Source organism: Pseudomonas sp. LBUM1678, assembly GCF_059695575.1.
Genome location: NZ_CP166775.1, coordinates 965,836 through 981,573 on the forward strand (window position 1 = coordinate 965,836; position 15,738 = coordinate 981,573).

General features: G+C 60.8%; 12 protein-coding genes. 11 read left to right on the forward strand and 1 reads right to left on the reverse strand.

Features of this window, described 5'->3' with window-relative positions:
- Positions 1-147 precede the first annotated feature (147 nt).
- The 8 genes from mreB to tldD all read left to right on the forward strand — a co-directional run bounded on the left by mreB (position 148) and on the right by tldD (position 11,691).
- Complete coding sequence (mreB, locus tag ACA070_RS04195; protein WP_002555108.1) at positions 148-1,185, forward strand: rod shape-determining protein MreB; 1,038 nt, start codon at positions 148-150, stop codon at positions 1,183-1,185.
- A 176-nt stretch (positions 1,186-1,361) separates the two neighbouring features.
- Positions 1,362-2,495, forward strand: coding sequence for a rod shape-determining protein MreC (gene mreC, locus ACA070_RS04200; RefSeq protein ID WP_497450150.1), 1,134 nt, complete (start codon positions 1,362-1,364; stop codon positions 2,493-2,495).
- The gene (gene mreD, locus ACA070_RS04205) at positions 2,495-2,986 is read left to right on the forward strand and encodes a rod shape-determining protein MreD (RefSeq protein WP_497450151.1); all 492 of its coding nucleotides are present in this window, start codon (positions 2,495-2,497) and stop codon (positions 2,984-2,986) included. Before mreC ends, mreD begins: the two co-directional genes overlap by 1 nt.
- 201 nt (positions 2,987-3,187) lie before the next feature.
- On the forward strand, positions 3,188-3,784 hold the full coding sequence (locus ACA070_RS04210; RefSeq protein WP_497450152.1) for a Maf family protein: 597 nt from the start codon (positions 3,188-3,190) through the stop codon (positions 3,782-3,784).
- A 57-nt stretch (positions 3,785-3,841) separates the two neighbouring features.
- Positions 3,842-5,299: a ribonuclease G gene (gene rng, locus ACA070_RS04215; RefSeq protein WP_462025507.1), complete on the forward strand. Its 1,458-nt coding sequence runs from the start codon at positions 3,842-3,844 to the stop codon at positions 5,297-5,299.
- A 75-nt stretch (positions 5,300-5,374) separates the two neighbouring features.
- Positions 5,375-9,178 carry a YhdP family protein gene (locus tag ACA070_RS04220; protein WP_497450153.1) on the forward strand — a complete coding sequence of 1,268 codons (3,804 nt, stop codon included), beginning with the start codon at positions 5,375-5,377 and terminating at the stop codon, positions 9,176-9,178.
- Positions 9,179-9,383: 205 nt separating this feature from the next.
- Entirely contained in the window at positions 9,384-10,244 is an 861-nt protein-coding gene (locus ACA070_RS04225) for a carbon-nitrogen hydrolase family protein (RefSeq protein WP_497450154.1), read from the forward strand.
- A 4-nt stretch (positions 10,245-10,248) separates the two neighbouring features.
- A complete protein-coding gene (gene tldD / locus ACA070_RS04230; RefSeq protein WP_497450155.1) occupies positions 10,249-11,691 on the forward strand; it encodes a metalloprotease TldD in 1,443 nt (480 codons plus the stop codon).
- A gap of 49 nt (positions 11,692-11,740) precedes the next feature.
- Here tldD and yjgA read toward each other — a convergent pair whose 3' ends face one another.
- Positions 11,741-12,265: a ribosome biogenesis factor YjgA gene (gene yjgA / locus ACA070_RS04235; RefSeq protein ID WP_007901505.1), complete on the reverse strand. Its 525-nt coding sequence runs from the start codon at positions 12,263-12,265 to the stop codon at positions 11,741-11,743.
- Between the two features lie 108 nt (positions 12,266-12,373).
- On the opposite strand from yjgA, the gene pmbA reads away from it, so the two are divergent.
- The 3 genes from pmbA (at position 12,374) to ACA070_RS04250 (ending at position 15,734) form a co-directional block, all read left to right on the forward strand.
- Positions 12,374-13,720, forward strand: a complete 1,347-nt coding sequence (gene pmbA, locus ACA070_RS04240) for a metalloprotease PmbA (RefSeq protein ID WP_010463346.1) — start codon at positions 12,374-12,376, stop codon at positions 13,718-13,720.
- Positions 13,721-13,969: 249 nt separating this feature from the next.
- On the forward strand, positions 13,970-14,377 hold the full coding sequence (locus ACA070_RS04245; RefSeq protein ID WP_497450156.1) for a FagA protein: 408 nt from the start codon (positions 13,970-13,972) through the stop codon (positions 14,375-14,377).
- A complete protein-coding gene (locus ACA070_RS04250) occupies positions 14,358-15,734 on the forward strand; it encodes a class II fumarate hydratase (RefSeq protein ID WP_497450157.1) in 1,377 nt (458 codons plus the stop codon). The genes ACA070_RS04245 and ACA070_RS04250 overlap by 20 nt, the downstream gene beginning before the upstream one ends.
- The last annotated feature ends 4 nt before the right edge of the window (positions 15,735-15,738 follow it).

Sequence of the window (15,738 nt, forward strand, 5' to 3'; positions counted from 1 at the left end):
CATTTCTACGGTCATAAGGCCGCGATTGTGGGGGTTGGTGCACAGAAAAGCGGCCAATTTAACATATTGGCGCCTTGCCCAAAATCCCTGTCGTTGTTAGAGTTTGCCGCACTTTTTTACCCACGCGTTGCCTAGGGTCCCTTTCCCATGTTCAAGAAACTGCGTGGCATGTTTTCCAGCGATCTTTCCATTGACCTGGGCACTGCCAACACCCTTATTTACGTGCGCGAGCGCGGAATCGTCCTGAATGAGCCATCGGTTGTGGCTATTCGGACACACGGTAACCAGAAAAGTGTCGTTGCCGTCGGCACCGAGGCCAAGCGCATGCTCGGCCGTACACCGGGCAACATCGCGGCCATTCGTCCGATGAAGGACGGCGTCATTGCCGACTTCAGCGTCTGCGAAAAGATGCTGCAATACTTTATCAACAAGGTTCACGAAAACAGCTTCCTGCAGCCAAGCCCGCGGGTGCTGATCTGCGTTCCGTGCAAATCCACCCAGGTTGAGCGTCGTGCCATCCGTGAATCGGCCCTTGGTGCCGGTGCTCGCGAAGTGTTCCTGATCGAAGAGCCAATGGCTGCTGCGATCGGTGCCGGTCTGCCGGTTGAAGAAGCGCGCGGTTCGATGGTTGTCGATATCGGTGGTGGTACCACTGAAATCGCGCTGATCTCCCTGAACGGTGTGGTTTACGCCGAATCCGTACGGGTTGGCGGCGACCGCTTCGACGAAGCGATCATCACCTACGTGCGTCGCAACTACGGCAGCCTGATCGGTGAATCCACCGCCGAGCGCATCAAGCAGGAAATCGGTACGGCTTACCCGGGCGGCGAAGTTCGTGAAGTCGACGTTCGTGGCCGTAACCTGGCCGAAGGCGTTCCACGTGCCTTCACCCTGAACTCCAATGAAGTGCTGGAAGCTCTGCAAGAGTCCCTGGCCACCATCGTTCAGGCCGTGAAAAGTGCGCTGGAGCAATCGCCTCCGGAGCTGGCTTCCGATATCGCCGAGCGTGGCCTGGTGCTGACCGGTGGTGGCGCGTTGCTGCGTGACCTCGACAAGTTGCTGGCCCAGGAAACAGGTCTGCCGGTGATCGTTGCCGAAGACCCGCTGACCTGCGTTGCTCGCGGCGGTGGCCGTGCATTGGAAATGATGGATAAACACACCATGGACCTGCTTTCCAGCGAGTGATCTCGCCGGTTGCATCTATGCTGTTGAGCGCGCAGGCGGCACTTTGCAGTGCTGCCTGTTGGCGTTTATCTTCTGTCAGTCTGCATCCAGGCCGGTCTGCCGTATGAATAAAGAAAACAATTGCCTGGGAGGAGCGGCTTATTAAACCGCTTTTCACCAAAGGGCCTTCACTGGGCGTGCGCTTGTTGGTGCTGGTCGTGCTATCGGTCGCGCTGATGGTGGTCGATGCCCGCTTCACACTGCTCAAGCCAGTGCGTAGCCAGATGTCGCTGGTGCTGATGCAGTCTTACTGGATCACCGACCTGCCGCAGCGGCTATGGCAGGGTGTGGCCAGCCAATTCGGCAGCCGTACCGAGCTGGTCGCCGAAAACGAAAAACTCAAGACCGAAAACCTGCTGTTGCAGGGCCGCATGCAAAAGCTTGCCGCCCTCACCGAGCAGAACGTTCGGCTGCGCGAGTTGCTCAATTCCTCTGCGCTGGTCAATGAGAAGGTCGAAGTGGCCGAGTTGATCGGCATGGACCCCAACCCGTTCACCCATCGCATCATCATCAATAAAGGTGAGCGCGACGGTGTGGTCCTCGGCCAGCCGGTGCTCGATGCCCGCGGCCTGATGGGCCAGGTGGTCGAGTTGATGCCTTACACCTCCCGCGTGTTGCTGCTGACCGACACCACCCACAGCATTCCGGTGCAGGTGAACCGCAACGGTCTGCGGGCGATTGCCAGCGGCACTGGCAACCCGGAACGCCTGGAACTTCGTCACGTTGCCGACACGGCAGATATCAAGGAAGGCGATCTGCTGGTCAGTTCCGGCCTTGGTCAGCGGTTCCCGGCCGGTTACCCGGTGGCGACAGTCAAAGAAGTGATTCACGATTCCGGTCAGCCGTTTGCCATCGTGCGTGCTGTGCCGACCGCCGCGTTGAACCGCAGCCGTTACCTGCTGCTGGTGTTCACCGACGGCCGCACCGCTGAAGAGCGCGCCAACGACGCTGCCCAGGCGCAAGAAGCGCTGGACCAGCACGGGGGTGGGCCGATCATCCCGGCGACCGTGCCAAAACCTGTGCCTGCCACCGTAATGGTTCCCGCCGCAGCCGCTGCAGCCGCTGCAGCCGCTGCACCCGCTGCAACTCCGGCGGCACCGGCACCGGCGGCAACCCCGGCGACCCCGGTAAAACCTGCGCATCCCGCCGCCGCCAAGCCGCCGGCATCGCAACCTGCCGCAGCCAAACCGCCAGCCGCTCAAACGGCTGCGGTGAAGCCTGCCGCCAAACCGCCTGTCTCCGCGCCGGCTTCCACTGGGGGACGAGAATAATGGTCGGTGCTACCGCATCCCGAAATGACTGGATGATCTGGCTGACGTTTGCCATTGGCCTGCTGCTCAGCGTTTCGCCGCTGCCGCAATTCATGGAAATCCTCCGTCCGCTCTGGCTGGCCTTGCTGCTGGCTTTCTGGGCGTTGTACTTGCCGCAGAAAGTCGGCATGGTCACCGCATGGTGCCTGGGCCTGGCCGAAGACGTGCTCTACGGCACGTTGCTGGGTCAGAACGCGTTGATCCTGTGCCTGATCACCTTTCTGGTGCTGTCGCTGCAACAGCGCCTGCGCATGTTCCCGATGTGGCAACAGAGCCTGGTGATCCTGGTGATCTTCGGCCTCGCTCAGCTTGTTCAACTATGGCTGAGCGCCCTGACCGGCAACCGTCAGCCGACCCTGGCATTGGTGCTGCCGGCTTTGGTCAGCGCATTGCTCTGGCCGTGGATCAGCTACGGTTTGCGCGGGTTGCGTCGACGCTACAAAATCAATTAATTCGGTCAGGCATTGGCCCGCACCGGTGCCCTGCCTCGCAAATACGTTCCTTTTTGGCGAGTGGCTGTTGTTGCCAGACAAGGCGCCGCGACAAGTCATAGCTCGCTATGGCGAGGAGCGGCAACGCAGTATGGCAACAACAGACGCCGCCCAAAAGGAACAGTATTTGTGGGGCAGGGCACTAAACAGGGAGATGTCTTGATGAAGCTGTTGTATCTCGCCTCAGGCTCGCCGCGTCGGCGTGAACTGCTCACGCAGATCGGCGTGCCATTCTCCGCCATCAGCGCGGACATCGATGAAACCCCTTTAAAAGATGAATCCCCATCGGCCTATGTCGAGCGCCTGGCGCGCGGCAAAGCCGAGGCCGGGCGCCGGGTGGTCGTGTCCGACGCTGATTTTTGCGTGCTGGGCGCCGACACTGCTGTGGTACTCAACGGGAAAATTCTCGGCAAACCGGTGGACGAAGCTGACGCGTGCGCCATGCTTATGATGTTGGCGGGGCACGAGCATGAGGTGCTGACCGCCATTGCAGTGCTTGACGGCGAGCGTTCTGAGTCCCGGGTGGTGCGCAGTCTGGTGCGCTTTCGCAACATCGCTCGCGATGAAGCGGCGGCTTACTGGGCCAGTGGCGAACCGCGGGACAAGGCGGGTGGCTATGGCATTCAAGGATTGGGCGCGGTGTTTGTCGCCGGGCTCAATGGCAGCTACTCGGCGGTGGTCGGACTGCCGCTGTGCGAAACCGCTGAGCTGCTCGGCCATTTCGGCATACCCTGTTGGCAAACCCTTAACGCGCGCTGAGCGTCGTACTGACAAGATGCGGCCATTATCGTGAACATGCCTGAACGAGACCCTGCCATGAGTGAAGAGATCCTGATCAACATCACGCCGATGGAATCGCGCGTGGCGGTGGTCGAAAACGGTGTCCTGCAAGAGGTCCACGTCGAGCGCACGCAAAAACGCGGGATCGTCGGCAACATCTATAAAGGCAAGGTCGTGCGGGTATTGCCGGGCATGCAGGCGGCCTTCGTCGATATCGGTCTGGACCGCGCCGCGTTCATTCATGCCTCGGAAATTTCCCTGCGTGAAGGCCCTACGGTGGAGAGCATCAGTGCGCTGGTTCACGAAGGTCAGAGCCTGGTGGTCCAGGTCACCAAGGACCCGATCGGCTCCAAAGGCGCACGCCTGACCACTCAGTTGTCGATTCCTTCGCGCTATCTGGTGTACATGCCGCGTACGGCCCACGTCGGCATTTCGCTGAAGATTGAAGACGAAGCCGAGCGCGATCGACTCAAGCAAGTGGTCACCGATTGCGTGGCCAAAGAAGGCATCAAAGAGGCGGGCGGTTTCATTCTGCGTACCGCCGCCGAAGGGGCCGGTGCCGATGAAATCCTCATGGACATCCGCTACCTGCGCCGTCTCTGGGATCAGATCAACGAACAGATCAAAACCATCGGTGCACCGAGCGTCATCTACGAAGACCTCGGCCTGGCCCTGCGCACCTTGCGCGACCTGGTGAGCCCGAAGATCGAGAAGATCCGCATCGACTCCCGGGAAACCTTCCAGAAAACCACGCAGTTCGTCGCCGAACTGATGCCGGAAATCGCCGATCGTCTTGAGCATTACCCGGGTGAGCGGCCGATTTTCGACTTGTACGGCGTCGAAGACGAAATCCAGAAAGCTCTCGAGCGCAAAGTCCCGCTCAAGTCCGGCGGTTATCTGGTGGTCGATCCGGCAGAAGCCATGAGCACCATCGACGTCAACACCGGGGCGTTCGTCGGCCATCGCAACCTCGAAGAAACCATCTTCAAGACCAACCTCGAAGCCGCGACCGCCATCGCCCGACAGCTGCGCCTGCGCAATCTGGGCGGGATCATCATCATCGACTTCATCGACATGGAAGACGAAGAGCACCAGCGCCAGGTCCTGCGCACGCTGGAGAAACAACTGGAGCGCGACCACGCCAAGACCAACATCATCGGCATCACCGAGCTGGGCCTGGTGCAGATGACGCGCAAGCGCACCCGCGAAAGCCTTGAACAAGTGCTGTGCGAACCGTGCAGCAGCTGTCAGGGTCGCGGCAAGCTGAAGACGCCGGAAACGGTCTGCTACGAAATTTTCCGCGAAATCCTCCGCGAGGCGCGCGCCTATCAAGCGGAAGGCTATCGTGTATTGGCGAACCAGAAAGTCGTCGACCGTTTGCTTGATGAAGAGTCGGGAAATGTCGCCGAGCTGGAAGGATTTATCGGACGCACCATTCGGTTCCAGGTGGAAACCATGTATTCCCAGGAACAATACGACGTGGTGCTGCTCTGAATCGCTGTGTTTCAACCCTACTAGAACGGCTGGCCTCAGCTTTTTGCAGTATTTTTGCCATGGGAGCCAACTGACATGGAACGTCTGACACGCATTTTGGCCGCACTGACCCGCTGGGGTCTTGGCCTGTGCGCGTTGGTCTTGGTGTTGATGGCGTTGTACGTCAGCCTCGGCCGGGAGCTGACGCCTCTGGTAGCCGAATACCGTGCCGACGTCGAAACCAAAGCCAGCGCCGCCTTGGGCATGCCGCTGCAGATCGGCAAGCTGGAAGGTAACTGGAGCGGTTTCGCGCCGATTTTGCTGGCGCACGATGTGACGGTAGGCGAGGGTGCCAACGCCCTGCACCTGGATCAGGTGCGAGCGGTGCCGGACCTTTGGGAAAGCCTGCTGGCTCGCGATGTTCGCATCGCCCACCTGGAACTCAACGGCCTGAAGATCAGCCTCAAGGAAGGCGCGGACGGTCATTGGGCGCTGGAAGGGTTGCCGGTGCAACAGGACCAGCCTCTTGATCCGGAGCAGTTGCTCAATCGCATGCAAATGGTCCAGCAGCTGTCGGTGATCGACAGCCAGGTGACCTTGCAGCCATTGGAGCACCCACCGCTGACCTTGACCTACGTTGGCCTGAATCTGAAAACCGGCGTCTCCCGTCAGCGCCTCGATGCCCGTTTGACCCTGCCCGACGGCCAGCCAGTAGCCATGAGTGTGCGTACGCGAATTCGCGCCAGCCAGTGGAAGGACGGTGAGGCCGAGGCCTACCTGAGCCTGCCGCAAAGCGACTGGTCGAAATGGCTGCCCGAGCGCGTGACCCGGCAGTGGAATTTCTCCGAGCTCAAGGCCGGCGGCGAGCTCTGGGTGAACTGGGGCAAGGGCGCGCTGCAAAGCGGCGCGATTCGCTTGAACGCACCGCAACTCAAGGGTGCCTACGCCGATCGCAAGCCGATCCAGATCAACAATCTGGCGCTCAACGGCTATTTCCAGCGCAGCTCCGAAGGCATGCTGGTGACCCTGGATTCCCTCGCCATGAACTTCGGCGAGACCCGCTGGGAATCGCACCTGCAACTTCGACAGACTGCCGCCACCGACAAGTCTGAAGAACTCTGGCACTTGCAGGCCGACCGCCTCGACCTCACCCCTCTCACTCCGTTGATAAACGCCTTGGGGCCGCTGCCCGAAGGTGTCGCCACGGCGGTCGAGCGACTCAAGGTGACCGGTGGGCTGCGCAACGTGCTGATCGATCTGCGGCCCAATGCCACTGACGACAGCAAGTTCAGCTTTGCCGCCAACCTCGATCAGGTCGGCTTCGACGCCTATCACGGCGCGCCGGCGGCGCGAAATGTCAGCGGCAGCATCAGCGGTGACCTCGGCCAGGGTGAACTGCGGATGGACAGCAAGGACTTTGTCCTGCACCTGGACCCGATTTTCGCCAAGCCATGGCAATACATTCAGGCCAACGCACGGCTGACCTGGAAACTCGACAAAGAAAGCTTCACCCTGATCGCGCCGTACCTGAAGGTGCTGGGCGAAGAGGGCAAGATTGCCGGTGACTTCTTGATCCGCCTGCATTTCGACCACACCCAGGAAGACTACATGGACCTGCGGGTCGGCCTGGTGGACGGCGACGGTCGCTACACCGCCAAGTACCTGCCGACCATGCTTAGCCCGGCGCTGGACGAATGGCTGCGCACGGCGATTCTCAAAGGCGCGGTGGACGAAGGCTTCTTCCAGTATCAGGGCTCGCTGAACCACGGTGCCGCCGATACTGCCCGCAGCATCAGCCTGTTCTTCAAGGTGCACGATGCCGAGCTGGCCTTCCAGCCGGGTTGGCCACATGTCAGCAAAGTCACCGGCGATGTGTTTGTTGAAGACAGCGGCGTGCGGGTCCTGGCCAGCAAGGGCCAGTTGCTCGACACTCAGGTTCGCGACATTTACGTCAACATTCCCCACGCGCCGGAAGGGCAAAGCGTTCACCTGTTCCTCGACGGTGGGTTCTCCGGCGGGTTGGGTGATGGCCTGAAGATTCTTCAGGAAGCGCCGATCGGCACCGCTGAAACCTTTGCCGGATGGGAAGGCGAGGGCGATCTGCAAGGCAAGCTGAAGCTGGATATTTCGCTGGTCAAAGGCGAGCAGCCGAAAATTCTCGTCGACTTCAAGACCGCCAAGGCGCGTTTGAAGCTGGCCGAGCCATCGTTGGAGCTGACGCAACTCAAGGGCGATTTCCGCTTCGACAGCACCAAGGGATTGAGCGGACAGAACATCACCGCGCGCGCCTTCGACAAACCGGTCACCGCGCAGATTTTTGCCGACGGCAGTGCGGGTAATCTCAAGACCCGCGTCACTGCATCCGGTCAGGTCGAGGTCAAGAAACTCACGGATTGGTTGAGCGTCACCCAGCCTTTGCCCGTGTCCGGCGTGATCCCCTATCAGCTGCAACTGAGCCTTGATGGCCCCGACAGCCAGCTGATGGTCAATTCCAGTCTCAAAGGCGTGGCGATCGATTTGCCGGCGCCGTTCGGCATGGCCGCCGATGCCGGCCGCGACACCACGTTCCGCATGACCCTGCAAGGGCCGGAACGGCGCTATTGGGTCAAGTATGGTGAGCTGGCAGACTTCACGTTTGCGGCGCCGCCCGGCAATTTTGCCGACGGTCGTGGCGAGTTGTTCCTGGGTGGCGGCAATGCCGTGTTGCCCGGCGCCAAAGGTCTGCGAGTGCGTGGCGTGCTGTCGGAACTGGACGTCGGCCCGTGGAAAGATCTGGCGGACAAGTACGCTGGTCAGGATCCGGGCGGCAGTGCCAAGCAGTTGCTCAGCAGTGCGGACTTCAAGGTTGGCAAACTCAGCGGTATCGGCACGACGCTCGATCAGGCTTCGGTACAGTTGAATCGCAAAGCCGCGGCGTGGGCCTTGCAACTCGACAGTCAGCAGGTCAAGGGCAGCGCGAGCATCCCCGATGCGAAAGGTGCGCCGATTGCGATCAATCTGCAAACAGTGCGGTTGCCGGCGCCAGATCCTACGGTCCTGGCCGACGAGAACTCGCCGGATCCGCTGGCCTCGGTGGACCCAACCAAGATCCCGGCGCTGGATATCACCATCAATCAGCTGTTCCAGGGGCAGGACCTTGTAGGTGCCTGGTATCTGAAAGTCCGTCCGACCGCCAAGGGTATTGCGCTCAATACGCTGGACCTGGGCCTCAAGGGGATTCTGTTGCAGGGCACTGGCGGCTGGGAAGGCATGCCAGGTAGCTCCAGCAGTTGGTTCAAGGGACGGATCAGCGGCAAGAATCTCGCTGATGTTCTGAAGGGCTGGGGATTTGCGCCGAGCGTCACCAGTGAAGAGTTTCATATGGATGTCGACGGTCGCTGGCCTGGCTCACCGGCCTGGCTGGCCACCAAACGTTTCTCCGGCACCCTCGATGCTTCGCTGAATAAAGGCCAGTTCGTGGAAGTCGAGGGCAGCGCCCAGGCACTGCGGGTATTCGGCCTGCTCAACTTCAATTCCATCGGTCGCCGTCTGCGCCTGGACTTCTCCGACCTGTTCGGCAAAGGCTTGAGTTATGACCGGGTCAAGGGTCTGCTGGCCGCGACCAACGGGGTTTATGTGACGGAGGAGCCGATCCTGCTGACCGGCCCGTCGAGCAACATTGAACTGAACGGTACCCTGAACCTGGTGGCCGATCAGGTTGACGCGAAACTGCTGGTGACGTTGCCGGTAACCAACAACCTGCCGATTGCGGCGTTGATTGTCGGCGCACCGGCCATCGGCGGCGCGCTGTTCCTGATCGACAAGCTGATCGGCGACCGCGTGGCACGTTTCGCCAGCGTCAAATACACGGTCAAAGGCCCGTGGAAAGAGCCGAAAATCACCTTCGACAAGCCTTTTTGACCACGCCGATGGAGTAGCATGGCCGTAAGCAGGTCCCTTGTAGCAGCTGGCGAAGCCTGCGTCCGGCTGCGAAGCAGTCGTAAAATCAGTCAGCGCGGTCGGTCAGACAAACCGTGCAATCGGGATTTACGACTGCTGCGCAGCCGGACGCAGCCTTCGGCAGCTGCTACACGGTCGGTGTAGACATCTGAAGTAAGGAGGGGCCATGACTTTTGCGGTGATTCAAATGGTCAGCCAGAGCGATGTGCTGGCCAACCTGACCCAGGCCCGGCGTCTGCTCGAAGAGGCGGCGGCCGGTGGCGCGCAGCTTGCTGTGCTGCCGGAAAACTTCGCCGCGATGGGCCGTCGTGACATTGCCGACATCGGCCGCGCCGAGGCGTTGGGTGAAGGTCCGATCCTGCCGTGGTTGAAACAGGCCGCCCGCGACCTCAAGTTATGGATAGTGGCCGGCACGTTGCCGTTACCACCGGTGGACCATCCGACGTCCAAAGCGCATGCCTGCTCGTTGCTGGTCAATGATCAGGGCGAAACGGTGGCGCGCTACGACAAGTTGCACCTGTTCGACGTGGACGTGGCGGACAATCGCGGGCGTTATCGCGAGTCCGATGACTATGCTTATGGCAGTGGGGTCGTGGTGGCGGACACGCCCGTTGGTCGAGTCGGCCTGACGGTGTGTTACGACCTGCGTTTCCCGGAGTTGTATAGCGAACTGCGTGCTGCGGGCGCGCAATTGATTACCGCGCCGTCGGCGTTTACTGCGGTGACCGGCGCGGCGCATTGGGATGTGCTGATTCGCGCACGGGCCATCGAGACCCAGTGTTATGTGCTTGCGGCCGCCCAGGGTGGGACGCACCCAGGGCCTCGGGAAACCTGGGGGCATGCCGCGATCGTCGACCCTTGGGGTCGGGTGCTGGCACAACAGGATCAAGGCGAGGCCGTGCTGCTGGCCGAACGCGATAGCAGCGAACAGGCGTCAATCAGGGCGCGGATGCCGGTGTCCAGTCACCGGCGCTTTTTCTCGCAGGGCGCACAGCGACCTGCCCGGAACGACGAATTTAAGGCGTAAACATATGAGCGAGTTGTTGTCCTCCGTCAGTGAACACCTCCTGGCGCCCGGTGGCGTAACGATCGAGAGCCTGCAAGGCGTGCTCGGCGATCTGGCCGGCCCGGGCATCGATGCCGCGGATCTGTATTTCCAGGGGCAGATTTCCGAGTCCTGGGCGCTGGAAGACGGAATCGTCAAGGAAGGCAGCTTCAACCTCGACCAAGGTGTGGGCGTGCGTGCGCAATCGGGTGAAAAAACCGGTTTCGCCTACAGCAACGCCATTACTCTCGAGGCCCTCGGCGCAGCGGCTCGCGCGGCGCGTTCGATCTCCCGCGCCGGGCAGAACGGCACGGTGCAGGCCTTCACCACTGCGGATGTCGCCCAGTTGTACGGGCCGGACAACCCGTTGGAAGTGATGAGCCGCGCGGAAAAAGTCGAACTGCTCAAGCGTATCGACGTCGCAACTCGCGCCCTCGACCCACGTATCCAGCAAGTGACCGTGAGCATGGCCGGGGTCTGGGAACGCATTCTTGTTGCTTCGACCGACGGCAGCCTGGCCGCCGATGTACGGCCGCTGGTGCGCTTCAACGTCAGCGTGATCGTTGAACAAAACGGTCGCCGCGAGCGCGGTGGTCATGGCGGTGGCGGTCGTACCGATTACCGTTTCTTCCTCGCCGAAGACCGCGCCATGAGCTACGCCCGTGAAGCGCTGCGTCAGGCGCTGGTGAATCTGGAAGCCATTCCTGCGCCGGCCGGTACGTTGCCGGTGGTGCTCGGTTCAGGCTGGTCCGGCGTGCTGCTGCACGAAGCGGTCGGCCATGGTCTAGAAGGCGACTTCAACCGCAAGGGCAGCTCCGCTTACAGCGGGCGTATGGGCGAGATGGTTGCGTCCAAGCTGTGCACCATCGTCGATGACGGCACGCTGGCCGGTCGTCGCGGTTCCCTGAGCGTCGACGACGAAGGCACCCCGACTGAGTGCACCACGTTGATCGAAAACGGCGTACTCAAGGGTTACATGCAGGACAAGCTCAATGCGCGCCTGATGGGCGTGGCCCGCACCGGCAACGGTCGTCGCGAATCCTACGCGCACCTGCCGATGCCGCGGATGACCAATACCTACATGCTGGCGGGCGAAAGCGACCCGGCGGAAATCATCGCCTCGGTGAAGCGCGGCATCTACTGCGCCAACCTCGGTGGCGGGCAGGTGGACATCACCAGCGGCAAATTCGTGTTCTCCACCAGCGAGGCCTACCTGATCGAAGACGGCAAAATCACCGCCCCGGTCAAAGGCGCGACGTTGATCGGCAACGGCCCGGAAGCCATGAGCAAGGTGTCGATGGTCGGTAACGATCTGGCGCTGGACAGCGGAGTAGGGACGTGTGGCAAGGATGGGCAGTCGGTGCCGGTGGGTGTCGGCCAGCCAACGCTGAAAATTGATGCGATCACTGTGGGTGGCACAGGATCGTAAAAGGATGGAGCTTCGGGTGAACCGCGTGGCGACTCACCCGATTCGGGACTTAACGCAGACCGCGTTGAGTCTCGTCCAGCTCACGGATGTACTTGAAGATTTTACGGCTCGATGCCGGTGGCTTGTTGGTCGCCAGTTCGTGCTGGGCCTGACGGATCAGGGAGCGCAACTGCTGACGATCAGCCTCCGGGTAGTCGAGCACGAACTTCTCCAGGACCGCATCGTCGCCCGCGATCAAGCGGTCGCGCCAGCGTTCCAGGCCATGGAAACGTTCGTTGTACTGCCGGGTGGAGGCATCGAGTTGATCGAGCAATGTCAGAATGGCGTCAGTGTCCTGATCGCGCATCAGTTTGCCGATGAACATAAGGTGCCGTTTACGCGCGATATTCGCGGTGTGCTTGGGCGCATCGGCCAGTGCCCGGCGCATAGCGTCGGTCAACGGCAGTTTTGCCAGCAAGTCAGGCTTGAGCGTTGTAAGGCGCTCGCCGAGGTCAACCAGAGCATGAAGCTCGCGTTTAACCTGGGATTTGCTTTTTTCTCCCGTATCGAGGGAGTCGTCGTAAGAATCAACCATGGTGGCCGTCCGCAAAGAAACGCCGCCATGATAACCAGTCGGGGGCCGCTTGTCCGGCCCGGTCGCTCGAAGGCCCCAGCCGAAAGCAGAATTTGAGTGGAGAACAGCATGAGTGCAGTTGAAAGCGTCGGCCCACAAGCGTTGCCGGCACTGCAAGAACAAGTCGAGCAGATCATCGCTGAAGCCAAGCGTCAGGGTGCCAGTGCCTGTGAAGTGGCCGTGTCCCTGGAGCAGGGCCTGTCCACCTCGGTGCGCCAGCGTGAAGTCGAAACCGTCGAATTCAACCGCGACCAGGGCTTTGGCATCACGTTGTATGTCGGTCAGCGCAAAGGCTCGGCCAGCACCTCGGCCAGTGGTCCTGAGGCGATCCGTGAAACCGTCGCTGCTGCGTTGGCCATCGCCAAGCACACCTCCGAAGACGAAGCTTCAGGCCTGGCAGATGCCGCGCTGATGGCCAGGGACCTGCAGGATTTCGACCTGTTCCATGAATGGGACATTACCCCGGAGCAAGCCATCGAGCAGGCTCTGACCTGCGAAGCCGCGGCATTTGCTGCCGACAGCCGGATCAAGAACGCTGACGGCACTACCCTCAGCACCCATCAAGGCTGCCGTGTTTACGGCAACAGCCACGGCTTTATCGGCGGCTATGCGTCGACTCGTCACAGCTTGAGCTGCGTGATGATCGCCGAAGCTGATGGCCAAATGCAGCGCGATTACTGGTACGACGTGAACCGTCAGGGCAACTTGCTGGCCGACCCGGTGAGCATCGGCCAGCGTGCCGCGCAACGGGCCGCGAGCCGACTGGGCGCACGTCCGGTGCCGACCTGCGAAGTGCCGGTGCTGTTCTCCGCAGAGCTGGCCGGTGGCTTGTTCGGCAGTTTCCTCTCAGCGATTTCCGGCGGCAGCCTGTATCGCAAATCGTCGTTCCTTGAAGGCACGCTGGGTCAGAAACTGTTCCCGGAATGGCTGACCATCGATGAGCGTCCGCACTTGATGCGCGCCATGGGCAGTTCGGCGTTCGACGGCGATGGCCTGGCGACTTACGCCAAACCGTTCGTCGAAAAAGGCGAGTTGGTGTCCTACATCCTCGGCACCTATTCCGGTCGCAAACTGGGCATGCCGAGCACCGCCAACGCGGGTGGCGTGCATAACCTGTTCGTCACTCATGGTGATGAAGATCAGGCCGCCTTGCTGCGCCGCATGGGGCGCGGCTTGCTGGTTACCGAACTGATGGGGCAGGGCCTGAACATGGTCACCGGCGATTACTCCCGTGGCGCGGCGGGTTACTGGGTCGAGAACGGCGAAATCCAGTTCGCGGTGCAGGAAGTGACCATCGCCGGCAACATGCGCGACATGTTCAAGCAGATCGTCGCGGTGGGTAATGATCTGGAACTGCGCAGCAACATTCGCACCGGTTCGGTGTTGATCGAGCGGATGACAGTCGCGGGCAGCTAACCCTTACCGCTACACAAAAAGGCGCGCCACCCATTGGGTAGCGCGCCTTTTTTATGCGCCATACATCGACCCCCTGTGGGAGCGAGCCTGCTCGCGATAGCGGAGTGTCAGACGACACAGATGTTGAATATTCGGCCGCCTTCGCGAGCAGGCTCGCTCCCACAATGTATTAGGTGTGTGCTCTCGCGGGGTTGTTTTGGTTCTCATTATCATCTAATAATAAATCTCATTACCGAATGAGCCCGGATCATGAGTTCTGCCTTGCACGAGATGCCTTACCTCGAAAGCTGGCGCTGGATGAGTCGCCAGATCCGTTGCGCAATGGACCCCGACGAACCGCGCCTGATCGAACATTACCTGGCTGAAGGCCGGTATCTGGCGTGCTGCACAGCCACCTCAGCCTGGACCATCGCCGAAACATCTTTCCGTTTGCTGCTCGACACCGCCGCCGATGTCGCGCTGCCCTGGCATTGGCGGACCTACTGTCTGGACCAGGCCTGGCGCCCGCTGCGCGATCTGGAGCGCCTCTCTCTGTGCAAATGCCGCCTCAAGCGCTGGCAAAGCTACACCTGGCAACTGGCGATCTGCGAGTTGCAGCCCTCGATTCCTCTCATAGAACTGGTGCAAGGATCATCTGATGAACAAGACTCGTATTGAACGCGACAGCATGGGCGAGCTTCAAGTCCCGGTCGATGCGCTCTATGGCGCGCAGACCCAGCGCGCAGTGGATAATTTCCCGATCAGCGGCAAGCCGATGCCCGTGCAGTTCATCCGATCGCTGATTCTGGCCAAAGCCGCCGCTGCCCGTGCCAACGTCGAACTCAAGCAAATCAGTGAATCCCAGGGCAAAGCCATCGTCGATGCGGCACTGGGTCTGCTTCAGGGCGACTTCATGCAGCATTTTCCGGTGGACATCTTCCAGACCGGTTCCGGCACCAGTTCCAACATGAACGCCAACGAAGTGATCGCCACCCTGGCCAGCCGTCTGCTCGGCGAGCCGGTGAACCCGAACGATCATGTGAATTGTGGCCAAAGCAGCAACGACATCATCCCGACCACTATCCATGTCAGCGCTGCACTGGCGTTGCATGAGCAACTGCTGCCGGCGCTGGTGCGCCTGGTGCAGGTGATCGAGCGCAAGGCTGAAGAGGTTCATCACCACGTCAAAACCGGTCGCACTCACCTGATGGACGCCATGCCCGTGCGGATGAGTCAGGTGCTCAATGGTTGGGGGCAACAGCTCAAGGCCAACATCGGCCATTTGCAGGACTTGCTGCCGAGCCTGCAATCCCTGGCTCAGGGTGGCACGGCGGTGGGCACCGGGATCAATGCGCATCCACAATTCGCTGCGCGTTTCAGTCAGCAGCTGAGCGAGCTGACCCACGTTCAATTCATACCGGGCAAGGATCTGTTTGCGCTGATCGGCTCCCAGGACACCGCGGTGGCGGTCTCCGGGCAGCTCAAAGCGACTGCGGTTTCGTTGATGAAAATCGCCAACGATCTGCGCTGGATGAACTCCGGCCCGTTGGCCGGCCTCGGCGAAATCGAACTCGAAGCCTTGCAACCGGGTTCTTCGATCATGCCCGGCAAGGTCAACCCGGTGATCCCGGAAGCCACCGCCATGGTCGCCGCACAAGTGATCGGCAATGACACGGTCATTACCATCGCCGGTCAGTCGGGCAATTTCGAATTGAACGTGATGCTGCCGATCATCGCCCAGAACCTGCTTAGCAGCATCGAATTGCTGGCCAACTCCAGTCATCTGTTGGGTGAAAAGGCCATCGCCAGCTTTAAGGTCAATGAGGCGCGGATTAAAGAGGCGCTGTCGCGCAATCCGATTCTGGTGACCGCACTCAACCCGATCATTGGTTACCAAAAAGCCGCTGAAATCGCCAAGAAGGCCTATCAGCAGGGCAGACCGGTGATTGATGTCGCCCTGGAACACACGGACCTGACGCGCAGCCAACTGGAAGAATTACTCAACCCAGAGAAGCTCACCGCAGGCGGCGTGTAATCAC